At 42.0% G+C, this 16,454-nt stretch carries 20 protein-coding genes; 19 read left to right on the top strand and 1 reads right to left on the bottom strand.

What is annotated here, in order from left to right; translation table 11 throughout:
* The first annotated feature begins 47 nt into the window (after nt 1-47).
* The 15 genes from aroC (at nt 48) to C4B60_RS04075 (ending at nt 13,190) form a co-directional block, all read left to right on the top strand.
* Nucleotides 48-1,220 (top strand): chorismate synthase, encoded by a 1,173-nt coding sequence (gene aroC, locus C4B60_RS04145; protein WP_104056755.1) that lies wholly within the window; start codon nt 48-50, stop codon nt 1,218-1,220.
* Nucleotides 1,221-2,318 (top strand): 3-dehydroquinate synthase, encoded by a 1,098-nt coding sequence (gene aroB / locus C4B60_RS04140; RefSeq protein ID WP_104056754.1) that lies wholly within the window; start codon nt 1,221-1,223, stop codon nt 2,316-2,318. It abuts the gene before it with no gap.
* Nucleotides 2,315-2,683 (top strand): chorismate mutase, encoded by a 369-nt coding sequence (gene aroH, locus C4B60_RS04135; RefSeq protein ID WP_104056753.1) that lies wholly within the window; start codon nt 2,315-2,317, stop codon nt 2,681-2,683. Before aroB ends, aroH begins: the two co-directional genes overlap by 4 nt.
* Before the next feature lie 95 nt (nt 2,684-2,778).
* Nucleotides 2,779-3,864 carry a histidinol-phosphate transaminase gene (gene hisC / locus C4B60_RS04130; protein ID WP_104056752.1) on the top strand — a complete coding sequence of 362 codons (1,086 nt, stop codon included), beginning with the start codon at nt 2,779-2,781 and terminating at the stop codon, nt 3,862-3,864.
* 11 nt (nt 3,865-3,875) lie between these two features.
* Nucleotides 3,876-4,979 carry a prephenate dehydrogenase gene (locus C4B60_RS04125; RefSeq protein WP_104056751.1) on the top strand — a complete coding sequence of 368 codons (1,104 nt, stop codon included), beginning with the start codon at nt 3,876-3,878 and terminating at the stop codon, nt 4,977-4,979.
* Between the two features lie 20 nt (nt 4,980-4,999).
* Complete coding sequence (gene aroA, locus C4B60_RS04120) at nt 5,000-6,289, top strand: 3-phosphoshikimate 1-carboxyvinyltransferase (protein WP_104056750.1); 1,290 nt, start codon at nt 5,000-5,002, stop codon at nt 6,287-6,289.
* 168 nt (nt 6,290-6,457) lie between these two features.
* Nucleotides 6,458-7,720: a tetratricopeptide repeat protein gene (locus C4B60_RS04115; protein WP_104056749.1), complete on the top strand. Its 1,263-nt coding sequence runs from the start codon at nt 6,458-6,460 to the stop codon at nt 7,718-7,720.
* 41 nt (nt 7,721-7,761) lie between these two features.
* Complete coding sequence (locus tag C4B60_RS04110; RefSeq protein WP_104056748.1) at nt 7,762-8,307, top strand: ReoY family proteolytic degradation factor; 546 nt, start codon at nt 7,762-7,764, stop codon at nt 8,305-8,307.
* Between the two features lie 136 nt (nt 8,308-8,443).
* Entirely contained in the window at nt 8,444-8,905 is a 462-nt protein-coding gene (locus C4B60_RS04105) for a YpiF family protein (RefSeq protein WP_104056747.1), read from the top strand.
* Between the two features lie 150 nt (nt 8,906-9,055).
* Complete coding sequence (locus C4B60_RS04100; RefSeq protein ID WP_104056746.1) at nt 9,056-9,571, top strand: Rieske (2Fe-2S) protein; 516 nt, start codon at nt 9,056-9,058, stop codon at nt 9,569-9,571.
* Between the two features lie 14 nt (nt 9,572-9,585).
* Nucleotides 9,586-10,260 carry a menaquinol-cytochrome c reductase cytochrome b subunit gene (qcrB, locus tag C4B60_RS04095; RefSeq protein WP_104056745.1) on the top strand — a complete coding sequence of 225 codons (675 nt, stop codon included), beginning with the start codon at nt 9,586-9,588 and terminating at the stop codon, nt 10,258-10,260.
* A gap of 45 nt (nt 10,261-10,305) precedes the next feature.
* Nucleotides 10,306-11,073 carry a menaquinol-cytochrome c reductase cytochrome b/c subunit gene (locus C4B60_RS04090; RefSeq protein ID WP_104056744.1) on the top strand — a complete coding sequence of 256 codons (768 nt, stop codon included), beginning with the start codon at nt 10,306-10,308 and terminating at the stop codon, nt 11,071-11,073.
* A 61-nt stretch (nt 11,074-11,134) separates the two neighbouring features.
* Nucleotides 11,135-11,743 (top strand): lipoprotein heptaprenylglyceryl N-acetyltransferase LhaT, encoded by a 609-nt coding sequence (gene lhaT / locus C4B60_RS04085; protein ID WP_104056743.1) that lies wholly within the window; start codon nt 11,135-11,137, stop codon nt 11,741-11,743.
* Between the two features lie 41 nt (nt 11,744-11,784).
* Nucleotides 11,785-12,456, top strand: coding sequence for a sporulation protein YpjB (locus tag C4B60_RS04080; protein WP_104056742.1), 672 nt, complete (start codon nt 11,785-11,787; stop codon nt 12,454-12,456).
* Nucleotides 12,457-12,512: 56 nt separating this feature from the next.
* Nucleotides 12,513-13,190, top strand: coding sequence for a zinc metallopeptidase (locus C4B60_RS04075; protein ID WP_104056741.1), 678 nt, complete (start codon nt 12,513-12,515; stop codon nt 13,188-13,190).
* Between the two features lie 47 nt (nt 13,191-13,237).
* Here C4B60_RS04075 and C4B60_RS04070 read toward each other — a convergent pair whose 3' ends face one another.
* Complete coding sequence (locus C4B60_RS04070) at nt 13,238-14,107, bottom strand: YitT family protein (protein WP_104056740.1); 870 nt, start codon at nt 14,105-14,107, stop codon at nt 13,238-13,240.
* An 87-nt stretch (nt 14,108-14,194) separates the two neighbouring features.
* On the opposite strand from C4B60_RS04070, the gene C4B60_RS04065 reads away from it, so the two are divergent.
* From C4B60_RS04065 to bshB1, 4 genes are read left to right on the top strand one after another with little or no spacing between them, the layout of a single operon-like run.
* The gene (locus C4B60_RS04065) at nt 14,195-14,539 is read left to right on the top strand and encodes a nucleotide pyrophosphohydrolase (RefSeq protein WP_104056739.1); all 345 of its coding nucleotides are present in this window, start codon (nt 14,195-14,197) and stop codon (nt 14,537-14,539) included.
* Nucleotides 14,536-15,345 carry a 4-hydroxy-tetrahydrodipicolinate reductase gene (gene dapB / locus C4B60_RS04060; protein WP_104056738.1) on the top strand — a complete coding sequence of 270 codons (810 nt, stop codon included), beginning with the start codon at nt 14,536-14,538 and terminating at the stop codon, nt 15,343-15,345. The genes C4B60_RS04065 and dapB overlap by 4 nt, the downstream gene beginning before the upstream one ends.
* 16 nt (nt 15,346-15,361) lie before the next feature.
* Nucleotides 15,362-15,736: a methylglyoxal synthase gene (gene mgsA, locus C4B60_RS04055; protein WP_104056737.1), complete on the top strand. Its 375-nt coding sequence runs from the start codon at nt 15,362-15,364 to the stop codon at nt 15,734-15,736.
* Nucleotides 15,737-15,750: 14 nt separating this feature from the next.
* The gene (gene bshB1 / locus C4B60_RS04050) at nt 15,751-16,452 is read left to right on the top strand and encodes a bacillithiol biosynthesis deacetylase BshB1 (RefSeq protein ID WP_104056736.1); all 702 of its coding nucleotides are present in this window, start codon (nt 15,751-15,753) and stop codon (nt 16,450-16,452) included.
* The last annotated feature ends 2 nt before the right edge of the window (nt 16,453-16,454 follow it).

Below are 16,454 nucleotides of genomic sequence, written 5' to 3'. Positions count from 1 at the left end.
ATATAGTGTATCAAAATTGCTTTAGCGAGTTGAAGGGAGAAAGTGAAATGAGATATTTGACTGCAGGTGAATCACACGGTCCCCAATTAACAACCATTATTGAAGGACTTCCAGCGGGTCTATCGCTGTCCGCAGAAGATATAAATCAACATCTTGCCCGCAGGCAAAAAGGTTACGGGCGGGGAAGAAGAATGCAAATAGAGAAGGACCAGGCCCTGATCATGAGCGGTGTCAGACATGGGAAAACACTTGGCTCACCGGTAGCTTTAGTAGTTGAAAACAAAGACTGGAAGCACTGGACAAAAATCATGGGAGCAGAAGCTATAAGTGAAGAAGAAGCAGAGGAAGTAAAAAGAAAAGTAACGAGACCTCGGCCAGGGCATGCAGATTTAAACGGAGGCATGAAATACGGCCATAGAGATATGCGGAATGTTTTAGAAAGATCCTCTGCAAGAGAAACCACAGTGAGAGTAGCTGCTGGCGGTGTTGCGCAGAAGCTGCTTTCTGATCTGGGAATCAAGGTAGCCTGTCATGTGAAGGAAATCGGTGGTGTAACGGCTAATGCTGATCATATCTCTTCAGCTGAAGAAATAAGAAGACTTTCTGAAGAAAGTGAAGTACGGTGTGTGGACCCGGAAGCTTCTGAAAAAATGAAGGAAGCAATTGATCAGGCGAAAAAGAAAGGAGACACCATTGGCGGCGTTGTGGAAGTTGTAGTGGAGGGAATTCCAGCAGGCGTTGGAAGCTACGTCCATTACGACCGTAAGCTTGATGCGAAAATTGCAGCTGCAATTATGAGCATTAATGCATTTAAAGGAGTCGAATTTGGTCTTGGGTTTGAGATGGCAAAGCGGTTCGGAAGTCAGGTGCATGATGAAATCGCCTGGTCAGATGAAGATGGATATACCAGAAAAACCAACAGGCTTGGGGGATTTGAAGGCGGCATGACAACGGGGATGCCTATCGTAGTGAAAGGGGTTATGAAGCCTATTCCTACCTTATATAAACCGCTTGAGAGTGTAGATATTGAATCAAAAGAACCTTTTACTGCGAGTATTGAACGCTCTGACAGCTGTGCTGTTCCGGCAGCAGCCGTTGTAGCAGAAGCTGTAGTGGCATGGGAGATAGCCCGGGCGATCACTGAGCAATTCGAGAGTGACCGGATGGATCATTTAAAAGATTCAATCGAGCAGTACCGGGACTATACAAAGGGCTTTTAAATGGGAACTATACAAATAAAGACAGAACGTTCCTCTTATCCGGTTATCTTGGAAGAAGGAGCAATTAAAAAGCTGCCGGCAAGGATTAGAGAGCTTCAGCCTGAAGTAACATCCATTTTATATATTATTGATAAAACGGTGCATACCCTTCATCACGATTATATAAAAGAGTTCTATCCGGAACATAAAAATATTCATGTCTATATTATTCCCTCAGGAGAAAGTGCAAAATCGTTTAAAGTGTATGAGGATGTTCTTGGTTTTGCTCTGAAAGCAGGTTTAGACCGTCATTCACTCATCGTTGCCTGCGGAGGCGGAGCAACAGGAGATCTCGCCGGCTTTGTAGCAGCCTCCTATATGAGAGGGATTCGCTTTATTCAGGTGCCAACGACCATTTTAGCTCATGATAGTGCTGTTGGCGGAAAGGTTGCGATTAATCATTCTTTAGGGAAAAATATGGTCGGCAGCTTTCATCAGCCATCAGCGGTTATTTATGATATTCATTTTTTGACCTCTCTCCCTGATGAAGAAATAAAATCAGGATTTGCAGAAGTAATAAAGCATGCCATTATTGCAGATCACGACTGGCTGCAGGAATTAATGGAAACCATGCCTTCATTCACCTCTCTGACATCTCAAAAACTTGAAATCTTCCTTAAAAAAGGAATTGAGGTTAAAGCAGGTATAGTCGAGCAGGACGAGAAGGAATTAGGAATTAGAGCTTTTTTGAATTTTGGTCATACGTACGGCCATGCCATAGAAGCCTGGGCAGGGTACAGCAAATGGTCTCACGGAGCATCAGTTATGGTTGGAATGATCTATGCCTTACTGTTGAGCAGCCGGTTGAAAAATTTGTCCTTTGAAACAACTTCTTTTATTAATTGGATAAAAGAGCTTGGCTATGAAATAGTCCCCCCGGAGGATGCGGCTTTTGAAGATCTGCTCACGCTTATGAGGAAAGATAAAAAAACAATTGCGAATGAAATCAGATTTGTTTTATTGGAAGAGATAGGACAACCGGTAGTAGAGAAGGTTTCGATCAATGATTTAGTTCTGACTGATAAACAGATAAGAAGATTAAAAGGAGAGATAGAATGATTCGAGGAATTCGCGGAGCAATTACTGTCTCTGCTGATGAAGAAAAATTAGTGGTAGATGCAGCAGAGAGACTATTAAGTGAAATGATAAATAAAAATAATATAAACCCTGAAGAAGTTTCATCGGTTTTTATTTCTGTAACTCCGGATATTTCCTCTGCTTTTCCGGCGAAAGCGGTGCGAAGATTTGAAGGTTGGGATTATGTGCCGGTTATGTGCATGCAGGAGATCCCGGTTAAAACAGCGTTACCTCTTTGTGTACGAATTATGGCGCATACAGAATCAAGTGCAGCTCAAAAGGACATCCGTCATGTATACTTAGAGAAGGCAGTTCAGCTAAGACCTGATCTGCTCGAATCAAATTAATGCTTCATGCGGGTAACCGGCAAGTATTTCAGCGCCCGGTGCATGAGCTTTGAGGGTAACCAGTAAATTACTTTTAAGCAGATAGGATGATCGTTATGAATGTTAAAGCACAAATAACTAATCTTGTACCTTATAAACCAGGAAGATCCTCTGAGGAAGTAAAAAAAGAGTTTGGGCTAAGTGAAATTGTCAAGCTGGCCTCTAATGAAAATCCATTTGGCTATTCTCCTAAAATTGATGCCTGGTTTAAAGAAAATGGAATAAATCATGCTATTTATCCTGACGGATATGCAGCAAATTTACGGTATGCGCTGGCTGAAAAATATTCATTAAACCCTGAGCAATTTATTATCGGAAATGGTTCAGATGAAGTAATTCAGATCGTTTCAAGAGCTTTACTTGAAAAAGGCAAAAACACAATAATGCCTGTTCCTACTTTTCCGCAATATAAGCATAATGCAATTATAGAGGGTGCAGAGGCAATTGAAGTGCCTCTGGTCAACGGAGCACATGACCTTAAAAAAATGGCGGAAATGATTGATGAAAATACATCACTTATTTGGGTGTGCAGTCCAAATAATCCGACAGGTACATATATATCTGACCAAAAGCTGCGTCATTTTCTTGATCTAGTCCCTGAGCATGTGCTGGTTGTTTTGGATGAGGCTTATTATGAATATGTTGAAGCGGTTGATTACTATGATGCGCTATCTCTTCTCAGAACCTATCCTAATTTACTCGTGACCAGAACATTTTCTAAGGCATATGGTCTTGCTGGCTTCCGTGTAGGGTATGGAATGGCTTCCCCTGAACTTATTGCCTCCATTGAGCCGGTAAGAGAACCGTTTAATACGAATGTTCTAGGGCAAATTTCAGCAGAAATTGCTTTATCTGATCCTGAATTTATAGAAGTATGCCGCAAGGAAAATAAGGAGGGTCTTAAGCAGTATTATGCCTTTTGTGATGAACTTGGTTTATCCTATTATCCTTCATCAGGAAACTTCATCCTCATTGATTTTAAGAAGGACGGAGATTATCTGTTTGAGGAGCTGATGAAAAAAGGATTTATTGTACGAAGCGGTCAGGCATTAGGTTTTCCGACTTCACTGCGTATTACGATCGGCTCAAAAGCTCAAAATGAAAAAATCATACAAGCTCTGAAAACTATTCTAACGCAATAAGGTGTGGTGGTATGAAAGGAACGGCAGTAATTGTTGGACTCGGGTTAATCGGAGGATCAATAGGGTTGGCGATACTTCAGGAGAATCCGGATGCAGAAGTAATCGGATTTGATAGTAAAGAAAAAGAAATTCGTCTAGCGAAAGCGATGAATGCTATAACGTACGAATCAACGGACCTGAAGCAGGAGATTGAAAGAGCGGATGTTGTTTTTTTATGTACACCTGTCTTTCAAACAGAGAAGCTGATTGAGCAAATCGCAGAGTGGACAATGAAGCCAGGAGCAATTATCACAGATGTAGGAAGTACCAAAAAAAGAATTATGCATAAAGCAAAACGATTAACGGATAAAGGGTTCACTTTTATAGGCGGTCATCCGATGGCGGGTTCACATAAAAGCGGAGTCGCAGCATCAAAGGTGTTTTTGTTTGAAAATGCATTTTATCTGCTGACGCCAGGGCCGAATACCACGGAAAACCAGCTGGGTGAGCTAAAGCGCTGGCTGGCCGGAACAAAAGCAAAGTTCCTGCTTGTAGACCCTGATGAGCATGATGAAATAACCGGTATGGTAAGCCATTTTCCACATATTGTCGCAAGCTCGCTTGTGCACCAGGTTAAAAAAGTCCATTCAACCCAGCCGTTAATTTCGAGATTAGCTGCAGGAGGGTTTCGCGACCTTTCGAGGATCGCCTCTTCGGATCCGGTCATGTGGAGGGACATTACCCTCCACAATGTGGATGTGATAAAAAAACTGTTAAAAGGCTGGCAGCAGGAGATGGATCAGGTGATTAAGATACTCGATCAAAAAGATGAAGAAGGAATATTTCAGTATTTTAATGAAGCGAAGCAATTTCGAGATAATATGCCAATCCTGCAAAAAGGAGCGATCCCTTCCTTTTATGATCTTTTTGTTGATATTCCTGACTATCCCGGGATTATTTCTGAAATAACCGGTCTCTTGGCAAAAGAGAAAATCAGCATTGTTAATATCCGCATCATGGAAACAAGAGAAGATATTTACGGTGTTTTAACCATCAGCTTTCAGACCGATGAAGACCGTCAAAGAGGAGAAGCCTGTTTGCGCGCTACTACTCCGTACGAAGTATTTATGGTGTAACCCCAGGAGGGAGATCTTAAATGAAGCAGAATTTACTTTATAAAAAACCTGCACTTAAAGGTGCAATCAGAGTTCCAGGAGATAAATCGATTTCCCACCGTTCGATTATGTTTGGTGCCATTGCAGAAGGAAAAACAGTTGTTAAAGGTTTCTTAAAGGGTGATGACTGTTTAAGCACAATTGACTGCTTTAAAAAAATGGGCGTGAGAATTGAAGAAACAAATGATCAAATTATCGTCCATGGTGTAGGGTTTGATGGGCTTAAGGAGCCTGTGGAGCTGCTTGATGTAGGAAACTCTGGTACTACAACAAGACTGCTGCTGGGGATTCTTGCGGGCCGTCCCTTCCATTCTGTAATCATTGGAGATGAATCGATTGCCACAAGACCTATGAAGAGGGTTACCGGGCCGCTTCGTGAAATGGGAGCAGCAATTGATGGCAGAGAGGACGGACAGTTTACGCCAATTTCAATCAGAGGCGGTAACCTTTCCCCGTTAAATTATGAGCTTCCTGTAGCGAGTGCCCAGCTAAAGTCAGCAATTCTTTTTGCAGGCTTACAGGCAGATGGAGTTACCGAGATTACTGAGCCTGAAAAGACAAGAGACCATACGGAACGAATGATCCGGCAATTTGGCGGGACCGTGACGCGCAGCGAAAATAAAATCAGCTTGCATGGCGGGCAGGCGTTAAAGGCACAGCATATAGAAGTTCCGGGAGATATTTCTTCTGCAGCTTTTTTTCTGGTAGCAGGTGCTGTTACACCTGGCAGTGAAATCAAACTGCAGCATGTTGGTGTAAACCCGACAAGGGACGGTATTATAGAAGTACTTGAACAAATGGGGGCTGACCTCCATATAAATGAGGCTGCTTTAGATGCAGAGCCTGTAGCAGATATAACGATCAAAAACAGTAAATTAAAGTCCATAGAAATCGGCGGTGAAATCATCCCGAAATTAATCGATGAAATACCCGTTATTGCCCTGCTTGCCACCCAGGCACAAGGCACGACTGTGATTAGGGATGCCGAGGAGTTAAAGGTAAAAGAAACTAACCGGATTGACGCTGTTGTAGGTGAATTGAAAAAATTAGGTGCAGACATTGAAGCGACAGACGATGGCATGATTATCCACGGTCCTGTTCGGCTCAACGGTGGCAAAGTAAGCTCAAGAGGCGATCACCGGATTGGCATGATGCTTTCTGTGGCAGCACTATTAACAAATGAAGAAGTTGAAATAGAGGGAATTGAAGCGGTAAGTGTATCTTACCCGGATTTTTTAGCTGATCTGGAATCCCTGATGAGCAAAGAGTGAACGATGTCGATTGGCATCGTTTACTTTTTTTCGTTAAAAAAAGGATATTTTTATCACCTTGACGAATAACTCATTTAAGAAAACTCCAAAGTGTTTAAGTTGCTAATTGTCCGGATTTTTTTTAGGATAGAAAATATGATTTAAAGTGAAGAAATGAGGGACCATAGTGTGAATGCGTCAAACCGAATGATTCAATCATTGCATGAAGGTAATTTAGATCAGGGATTAAAGGAGTTTTCACTTGTAAAATCAAGCGGTACTGATGACGAAAAATTTCAGCTTGCTGAAGAATTATATCAATTAGGATTCCTTGAGCAAGCCAAAGAATTGTTTGAGCTGCTGATCAAATCATATCCTGATGAAGCCGAATTAAAGATCCTGTTGGCAGAAACGCTGGTTGAAATGGACGAAACAGAAGAAGCACTGCTTCAATTGGATGCCATTGATGAGGAGGATGACTTTTATCCGAGAGCTCTCTTGCTATCAGCGGACCTCTACCAGATGCAGGGGTTATATGAAGTAAGTGAAAGAAAACTTAAAACAGCAAATCGTCAATTGCCTGATGAGCCTATTATTCAATTTGCATTAGGCGAACTTTATAATGAACAGGGCCGTTTCCTCGAGGCGATCAGGCATTACAAGGAAGTCCTGCAGGCCGGTCTGGATGAAGTAGCAGGAATTCAGGTGAATGCACGTCTGGGGGAATGCTACAGTGCAGGAGGAGCGTTTGAGGACTCCCTTCCGTATTATGAAAAGGCGCTTTCAAAAAACAGGGACAGCAATACTCTTTTTGGCTACGGGTTTACTGCCTTTCAATCTGCTCATTACATTACAGCAATTGAAACACTGACTGAGCTTGTTGAAATAGACCCTGACTATCATTCAGCTTATTTGCTCCTTGCAAGATCCTATGAGCATGAGGAGGAGCTTGACCGTGCTTTAAACGCCGCTCAGGATGGTGTTAAAGCGGATCCGTTTAATAAAGAGCTTCAGCTTTTCACTGGAAAGTTAGCCCTAAAGCTCGGAAATGAGCAGGATGCGGAAAGGTATTTAAGAGAAGCGCTGGCGATCGACCCAAACTACCTGGAAGCGGCTCTTTTATTAAATCGGCTGTTTATTAAACAGGAAAGAGCTGAAGATATTCTTGAAGTGATCCAGCTGGTCGAAAAAGCAGGAGAAAGTGATCCACAATTTCACTGGGATGCCGCAAAAGCTTATGAATGGCTTGAGGAATTTGAAAAGGCTTCAGATGAATATACCCAAGCATATGTGGTATATAATGATCATATAGATTTCCTTGAGGATTATGGAGCATTTCTTCTTGAAGAAAGCAGAGTAAAAGATGCACAAATAGTTTTCAGGAAATTAGTCCAGAAAGATTCAACAAATGAGGATTGGCAGGAAACGCTGGAACGTCTTGAGCAAATGTAAATTTGCCGTATTGCTGATTATCGGGTAAAGGGGGGAATCGCATGGCTACACCAGTTTCAGTTCATGAGAAAAAAGATTTTATACGGTGGTTTTTAAATCATTATCAGCTTAAAAGAAGAGAGTCCGTTTGGATTCTGAATTACTTAATGAGTCACGATGAGCTAATGAAAAACCTTCATTTTGTAGAAGAAGCCCAATATTGTCCAAGAGGCATTGTTATGTCCACGCAATGTGTTGATGATGTTGCATTTCGATTTTATAAAGGCAATATTATGACAACAGATGCAGAAAAATCTTTTCATGACATTCGTCTACATAGAGATGAAGATATTTTTATTCAGCTTAACTTCCATGCCTCCCATGCTACTCATCAGTATGCGGCGGTTATGGAGGAGAACCCTTTTATGCCTAAATATTTACGTATAACTGAAAAAGACAGAATCGTAGCGGAACAATTCCTAAAAGAAAGTATCGTATCGTTTAAAAGACAAAAGCTCCTTGATGAAATTGACCGTGCATTGGATGCTCAGGATCATGACACTTTTACTAAGCTGACAGAAGAACTTAAAAACGTCACCATGCTCTAGCCACGCTGCTGCATTTATATACTTCAGCAAAGCTTAAAAAATAATGGCCTGTCATTAGGCTCAGGGGACGATCACTATGGATCGTCTTTTTTTATGGTAAAATACAGAAGACTTAAAAAGAAGGGAGTCCTCTGAGATGCTATGGAATGCCAAAGAAATTGGGTTATTTATAAAAGAAAAAGCTTATATTGATACGGTGGTTGTACCGCTATTGCCAATAAGCTTTACTGATACTACGAAACAGGAGGCAGAACAGGCAGAATTTATTACCTTGCTGACAAATCTGCTCGAAAGGCAATTTAAAGGAAGAATGCTGCTGATTCCTCCGTATACGTATATGAGCTCAGAAGTTCAAGGAAGCGGGCTTGAAAGGCTGCAAAATTGGTGTGAGGAGCTAAAAAACCAGGGCTTTAAACATGTAGTTTGCTTAACCTCTGATCCAGGCTGGAAGGAACACGAAACAGATCTTGACGCAAATCTTATCTGGATGCCGTCCATTCCTTTGGAGCATATGGATGAAAAGTATAAGAGGAAAATTGTCGATGATCAGGTGAATCAGCTAGTGAAATTAATTGTCCAAAATTGGCAAATGGGCTAACGTTCAAAAAAACTTCACATTGTCGAATTGAAATGGCTTAACCCATTATTGACCTTGATAATATATTGATATATCATGGATATGTCCTAGTTATATATTTGTGCGAAATATGTCCGGGTGGACTGACCTGAAGATAGAGGGGGGAAAAAAATGAGTAACCAACGTGTTTCACGTCGTCAATTTTTAAATTACACATTAACAGGTGTAGGCGGTTTCATGGCGGCAGGAATGCTCATGCCGATGGTGCGTTTTGCTATCGATCCAGTTCTTACTGCAAAAGCTGGTGGTGACTTTATAAGCACGGGTACTTCTGAAGATGAATTATCTGAAGAACCGCTTCGTGTCGATTTTACATTTGAACAGGTAGATGCATGGTATACATCAGATGTAACACAGACAGCATGGGTTTTTCTTGATGGCGATGGAGGAATTGTTGCATTAAATCCAACGTGTAAACATTTAGGCTGTACTGTGAACTGGGAAGGAAGAGAAAGCGATCCAAACCGATTCTTCTGTCCATGCCATAATGGTCTATACGAAAAATCTGGTGAAAACGTGCCTGGAACACCACCAACAGCTCCTCTAGATATGTTTGAAGCTAGAATTAGCGATGATGGTATTTTAGAGCTCGGACAAGTTGTGCCAAACAAGATAGTAGAAGGGTAAAGGGGGCGTAATTGGTGCTTAATAAGATTTATGATTGGGTCGACGAGCGATTGGACATCACACCAATGTGGCGTGATATCGCAGACCACGAAGTGCCTGAGCACGTTAACCCGGCTCATCACTTTTCAGCGTTTGTCTACTGCTTCGGCGGACTCACATTCTTTGTAACTGTGATTCAGATTCTTTCGGGCATGTTTTTGACGATGTATTATGTCCCGGATATTGAAAATGCATGGCGATCCGTTTACTATCTTCAGAATGAAGTAGCCTTTGGTGTTATTGTACGCGGTATGCACCACTGGGGAGCCAGTTTAGTAATTGTAATGTTATTTCTTCATACACTTCGTGTATTCTTCACTGGAGCCTACAAAAAACCTCGTGAATTAAACTGGGTAGTAGGTGTACTTATCTTCTTTGTAATGCTTGGTCTTGGCTTTACAGGATACTTATTGCCATGGGATATGAAAGCACTTTTTGCAACAAAAGTAGGTATTGAAATTGCTGCTTCAACTCCTTTAATCGGAGAGCAGATCAGAACATTGCTTGCTGGTGATGCAAATATTTTAGGTGCTCAAACCTTAACGCGTTTCTTCGCGATTCATGTATTCTTCTTGCCTGGAGCTCTTCTTGGACTCATGGCAGCTCACTTTATCATGATTCGTAAGCAAGGTATTTCTGGACCACTTTAAAATTGAGTTGCTGGACCATTAAGAGAATTAAAGGAGGGAAAAGCTATGCATCGCGGAAAAGGGATGAAATTTGTAGGCGACTCACGTGTTCCTGCAAATCGTAAACCGAATATCCCGAAGGATTATTCGGAGTTCCCCGGCAAGACGGAAGCATTCTGGCCAAACTTTTTATTAAAAGAGTGGCTGGTAGGAGCAGTATTTTTGATTGGATACCTTTCATTAACAGTGGCGCATGAGCCTCCATTGGAAAAAATCGCAGATCCAACAGATGCCGGTTATATTCCTTTGCCTGACTGGTACTTCTTATTTTTATATCAATTACTTAAGTATGATTTTGCATCGGGTCCATACAATGTAGTGGGCGCATTTGTTATCCCAGGTATTGCATTTGGAGCGCTTCTTCTTGCTCCATTTATCGATAGAGGGCCGGAGAGACGTCCGGGTAAACGTCCGCTTGCAACAGGCTTCATGCTGCTAGGTGTTGCAGCGACAATTTTCCTAACGTGGGAATCTGTAGCTTATCATGATTGGGATACTCAACGCTCACAAGGTGAAATTGTAGCAGATGTGGAAGTAGACACGGAAGCTCCGGGATACTTAGTTTACCAGGAGCAAGGCTGTATCGGCTGTCACGGTGACAGTCTTGAAGGCGGCGGTGCTGCACCTGGTATTATAGGAACAGAGCATACTCCGGAAGAAATTGCTGATATTGCTGTTAATGGAATTGGCAACATGCCTGCTGATTTATTCCAGGGATCAGAGGAAGAACTTCAGGAGCTTGCTGAATTTGTTTCAGAGGTTTCCAATCAATAAGTAATTCAGTAAAAAGAGCCAGTTTTCACTGGCTCTTTTTTTTGGAAGGAAGTGAGCAAATATGAGGGAATTTCTCTATAGTATTCTTAGCAGCAGAGCATTTTTATGGTTATTGTTTAGTGTAAATCTGCTTGGTACTCTTTATGGCTACTACTGGTATGAATACCAGCTCGTGCGGACTGAACCGATCTTTTTACTTTTTGTTCCGGACAGTCCAACAGCAAGCCTGTTCTTTACAATCGTGATCTTTCTTTATATTATCGGGAAAAGATGGAAGATAATGGAGGCTTTAGCGCTTGTAACATTAGTGAAGTATGGTATTTGGGCTGTGGTCATGAACCTGCTGACGTGGCAGGTTACAGGTGACATTTCGTGGCAGGCGTGGATGCTGATTTTGTCACATGGTGCCATGGCTTTACAGGGGATTCTTTACGCGCCGTTTTACAGATTTACATGGGTTCACCTGATACTCGCTGCTATATGGACCTTACATAATGATATTATTGATTATGTTTTCATGCAGTATCCGATTTATCGGAGTCTTGAATATTTTATTGCGGAAATCGGTTATTTTACGTTCTGGCTGAGTATTGCCTCTATCGGTCTTGCCTATTGGCTTGTTGTTAGAAAGCAGAGCAATAAGTTAAAGCTCAGTAATTTTTCTTCTTAACACTTCTTTCTCTGCATAGAGTAAGGCAGGGAGGGATTGGGATGAAAAATCAGCTTGTGATAGGCGTAATAATTGTTTTCTTTGCCGTGTTTCCCTTTCAAAATGTAAAAGCATCTTCAGAGTTCGATACCATTCTTCAACTCGTTTCAGCCGGTAATTATGAAGAGAGCGTTAAGCATCTTCATGGCTGGTTTACACATATAGAAGCAGCCGACCAGGAAGCTCTTCTCATGTCGTTTGAAAACGTAATTGCCGACCTTTCTTCTGAAGAGCTTTCTTCAGAGGATAAGCTCGTAAATGTATGGTCGTTTATAGCTGCAGCTGAATACGAAACGTCAAATAGCACAGACTATTTACGATTCATGACAGCCCAGCTTGACCGGCTCTGGCTGCTTGATAAAGGCACCGGCAGCAAGCTTACTGAAATGAAACAAATATACGAAGCAATGACTCCAGCTTTGCAGCTCGTACTTGCTGAAAATGACCTTAAAACGATGCGGGCTTTGGCTGAACCTGTAAGCAGCCAGCTGTTTATAGGAACAGATAAAATTCCGGTTTTTGAGCAATGGATTCAAAAACAGTCTGTGGGAGCGGACGTTGTAACGGTATCAATAGTGACTGGCTCTGTCGTAATTATTTCTCTCACATATGCCTCATGGCGAAAATATGTCGGGGAAAAAAGAAGAAAAAGAATACGGAATCATAACGATTGACACCCTTTCATTTTTAAAGGTAAAATTTAATCAAACACATCTAATGGAGGGTCAAAATGGAAATATTGATTTACTTTGCTGTAATTCTGATCGTCCCTTTATGGGCTAATATGCGGGTGAAAAATACTTATAAAAAGTACTCGAAAGTGGCAACAACCGCAAATATGACCGGAGCTGAGGTAGCGAGACAAATACTGCACGAAAACGGCATCTATGATGTAACGGTAAGACCAGGGAAAGGATTTTTAAGTGATCATTATAACCCGGCGAAAAAAGAAATAGTGTTGTCGCCTGATAACTTTCATGGCATGTCAGTTGCAGGAGCAGCTGTTGCCGCCCATGAAGTGGGACACGCTATTCAGGATGCGGAAGGATATGCATTTTTGCGCTTTCGATCCTCATTGGCGCCGATGGCAAACCTGGGCTCAAACCTCTCGATATTTTTAATTATTGGAGGAGCAATTCTAGGTGCTTCCGGACTTTATCTTGCAGGGATCATCTTCTTTGCAGTTGCTGTTTTATTTCAGTTTGTTACACTGCCGGTTGAATTCAATGCTTCTTCAAGAGCGATGGATCAAATGGTAAGTATCGGGCTGATCCGCAATGAAGAAGAGCCGCATGCGAAAAAAGTACTGAATGCTGCAGCATTAACCTATGTAGCAGCTGCATTAATCGCTCTCTTAGAGCTTCTGCGCTTTATCCTGATGTTTGCAGGAATGAACGGAGACGATTAAAAATAAAAGGACTGCCAAAATGCGGCAGTCCTTTTATTTTCGAAAAATTATTCAATTGGCCGCTTGTGCTCATCAAGCGTAAACCCTTCACCCATCACATCATGTACATCTGTAACCGAAACAAATGAATGAGGGTCAACTGAATTAATAATATTTTTCAGCCGGACAATTTCGTTACGGCCGACCACGCAATACAAAACGGATCTTGATTCTTTTGAATAATGACCCACTCCGGTTAAGACTGTAACTCCCCGGTCCATCTCAGTTGTAATTTTGTCAGCGATTTCATTTTGGAAAGGGGAAATAATCATTGCTCCTTTAGCGGCATATGCGCCTTCCTGCATAAAGTCGATCACTCTTGCTCCTACAAAAACAGCAACCAGTGTGTACATTCCTTCCCGGTAGTTTAAATAGGTGACAAGCGACAGGATGATGACCCCTGCATCAAATAAAAACATCGTTCTGCCCATGCTCCAGCCAATGTATTTATTGGTCAGTCTCGCGATAATATCGACTCCGCCGGTTGTTCCGCCATAGCGGAAAATGATGCCAAGCCCTGCCCCGATAAAAGCGCCGGCAAATAAAGCAGCCAAAAATAAATCATTTGATAAGGGAATGGAAATCTGGTAGCGATAAAACACTTCCAGAAACACTGACACACTGATGGTCCCAAGTATAGTATAGAGAAAGGCCTTTTTTCCAAGCAGCCTCCACCCAATAATAAAAATTGGAATATTAAGTATTAAGTTCGTAATGGAAGGCTTTAAATCAAAAATAAAGTATAATAAAAGCGTGATTCCGGTAAATCCCCCTTCAGCCAGGTTGTTTTGAATGTTAAAATGGACGATACCAAAGCTGAAAATTGCTGAACCTAAGAGGATAAATAAACAATTTTTAATTCTTAACCCAAAAGGCATTGCGACACCTCCTCGAAATTGGTACATACCCAAGCAATTATAGTTAAAAAAGTAAAGGAAAGCAATCTGAATCGGGAGTGAAGAAAGGTGCATAATCAAAAATCACTGCAGGAAATCCAGCAGGAAGTAGATGACTATATCGGACAATTTAAAGAAGGCTATTTCAGTCCGCTGGCTATGATGGCCAGACTGACAGAAGAGCTTGGTGAATTGGCAAGGGAAGTGAACCATCATTACGGTGAAAAACCTAAAAAGTCTTCTGAAGATGAAAGCACGATTGAAGAGGAGCTTGGTGATTTACTTTTCGTAATTACTTGTTTTGCCAATCAACAGAATATAAGCTTAGAGAATGCGCATAACCAAGTAATGCATAAATTTTCTACGCGTGATAAAAACAGGTGGACACGTTTGGATGGGGAGGATTTATCATGAATGAACCAATAAAAGTTGTCATTGCAGGTCCAAGGGGAAGAATGGGCAGGGAAGCTGTAAAGCTGGTCATGAACACATCCCATTTTAAATTGGTTGGAGCGATTGATTATAAATATGACGACACAACACTCAATGAGGTTGATGGATTTACCGATACACACGACAGCGTTAAGGTTTTCAGCAATCCGGATGACTGTTTTCAAGAGCTTCTGCCGGATGTGCTGATAGACCTTACAACACCGGAGACAGGGTATGAGCATACAAAAGCCGCACTCCTTCATAATGTTCGGCCGGTAGTCGGCACGACAGGCTTTACAGACGGCCAGCTGGATGAATTAAAAGAAATAGCCGAATCACGGGGACTCGGTGTCATTATTGCGCCTAATTTCGCCATCGGAGCAGTTCTGATGATGAAGTTCTCACAAATGGCTGCAAAATATTTTGAGGATGTAGAAATTATCGAAATGCATCATGATCAAAAGCTGGATGCTCCATCAGGCACCGGTATAAAAACTGCTCAAATGATTCAGGAAGTTAGAACTTCAAAAAAACAGGGGCATCCAAATGAAAAAGAAACCATAGACGGTGCAAGAGGATCAGATATTGATGGAATGAGAGTGCACAGTGTACGTCTTCCCGGTTTAATCGCCCATCAGCAGGTGATGTTTGGAGGGGAAGGCCAGCTTTTGACGGTTCGTCATGATTCCCACGACCGTGCTTCTTTTATGTCAGGGGTCCGTGTTTGTGTGGATACCATTATGAAGCTTGATACACTTGTTTACGGCTTGGAAAATATTCTGGATTAGAAGCAGGAGGGCTAAGATGAAAATCGCATTGATCGCTCACGATAAGAAAAAAGAAGAACTTTTAGCATTCGTTGACCAGCATCGGGAGGTTTTTGGCCGTCATGAGCTGTTTGCCACAGGTACAACAGGTCTAAGGATTACAGAAAGAACCAATCTTCCAATTCACCGTTTTCGTTCTGGACCTCTTGGAGGAGACCAGGAAATTGGTGCGCGAATTGCGAATCAGCAGCTAGATGCCGTGTTTTTCTTTCGCGATCCGTTGACAGCGCAGCCTCACGAACCGGATGTATCAGCGCTGATCCGTTTGGGCGATGTCTACCATATTCCGATGGCAACTAATATAGGCATGGCAAAGATTCTTATAAATGCGATAACAAGAAATGAATTATAGAAAGTAGGCTTACCATGAAAGAAACGACACATATTCTGGCCTTTGGCGCTCACGCTGACGATGCGGAAATCGGTATGGGTGGAACGATTCATAAATGGGCAAGCAGAAATAAAAAGATCGTCATTTGCGATTTAACCGAAGCAGAGCTCTCTTCTAATGGCTCTGTAGCCTTAAGAAAAGAAGAAGCACAGAGAGCTGCTGACTGTTTAGGGGTGAAGGAAAGAATTAATCTTGGACTTCCCGATAGAGGCATATCTCTGTCGCCGGATTATGTGAAAAGAGCGGCAGAGGTTATCCGGCACTATCAGCCAAAGGTCATTTTTGCCCCTTATTCGATTGATAGGCATCCCGACCACGGCCACGCCTCACAACTGGTGAGGGAAGCAGCTTTTTCTGCCGGGATTGGCAGGTTTCAAACGGATGAGGATTTACCAGCCTGGAAGGCTCCTGTCTATTATTATGTTATAAATGGTATACATAAACCACATTTCGTAATAGATATTTCCAATAATATTGCTGCGAAAATGGAAGGTCTTAAAGCGTATAAAAGTCAATTTGAGCCGGATAGTGGAGTAGAAACCCCACTGACAAGCGGTTATCTCGAATCTGTTTTAGCAAGGGACCGGGTGATTGGAAAGGAAGCAGGCTGTCTATATGCAGAAGGCTTCATGTCGGACAAGCCTTTTAAGATCGATAATGATCTGTTAGGAGAATAGGA

Origin of the sequence: Jeotgalibacillus proteolyticus, assembly GCF_002926065.1 — a bacterium.
GTDB classification, from domain to species: Bacteria; Bacillota; Bacilli; order Bacillales; family Jeotgalibacillaceae; genus Jeotgalibacillus; species Jeotgalibacillus proteolyticus.
The sequence above is the reverse complement of the archived record's forward strand: the minus strand, read 5'-3'. Positions and strand labels throughout refer to the sequence as shown.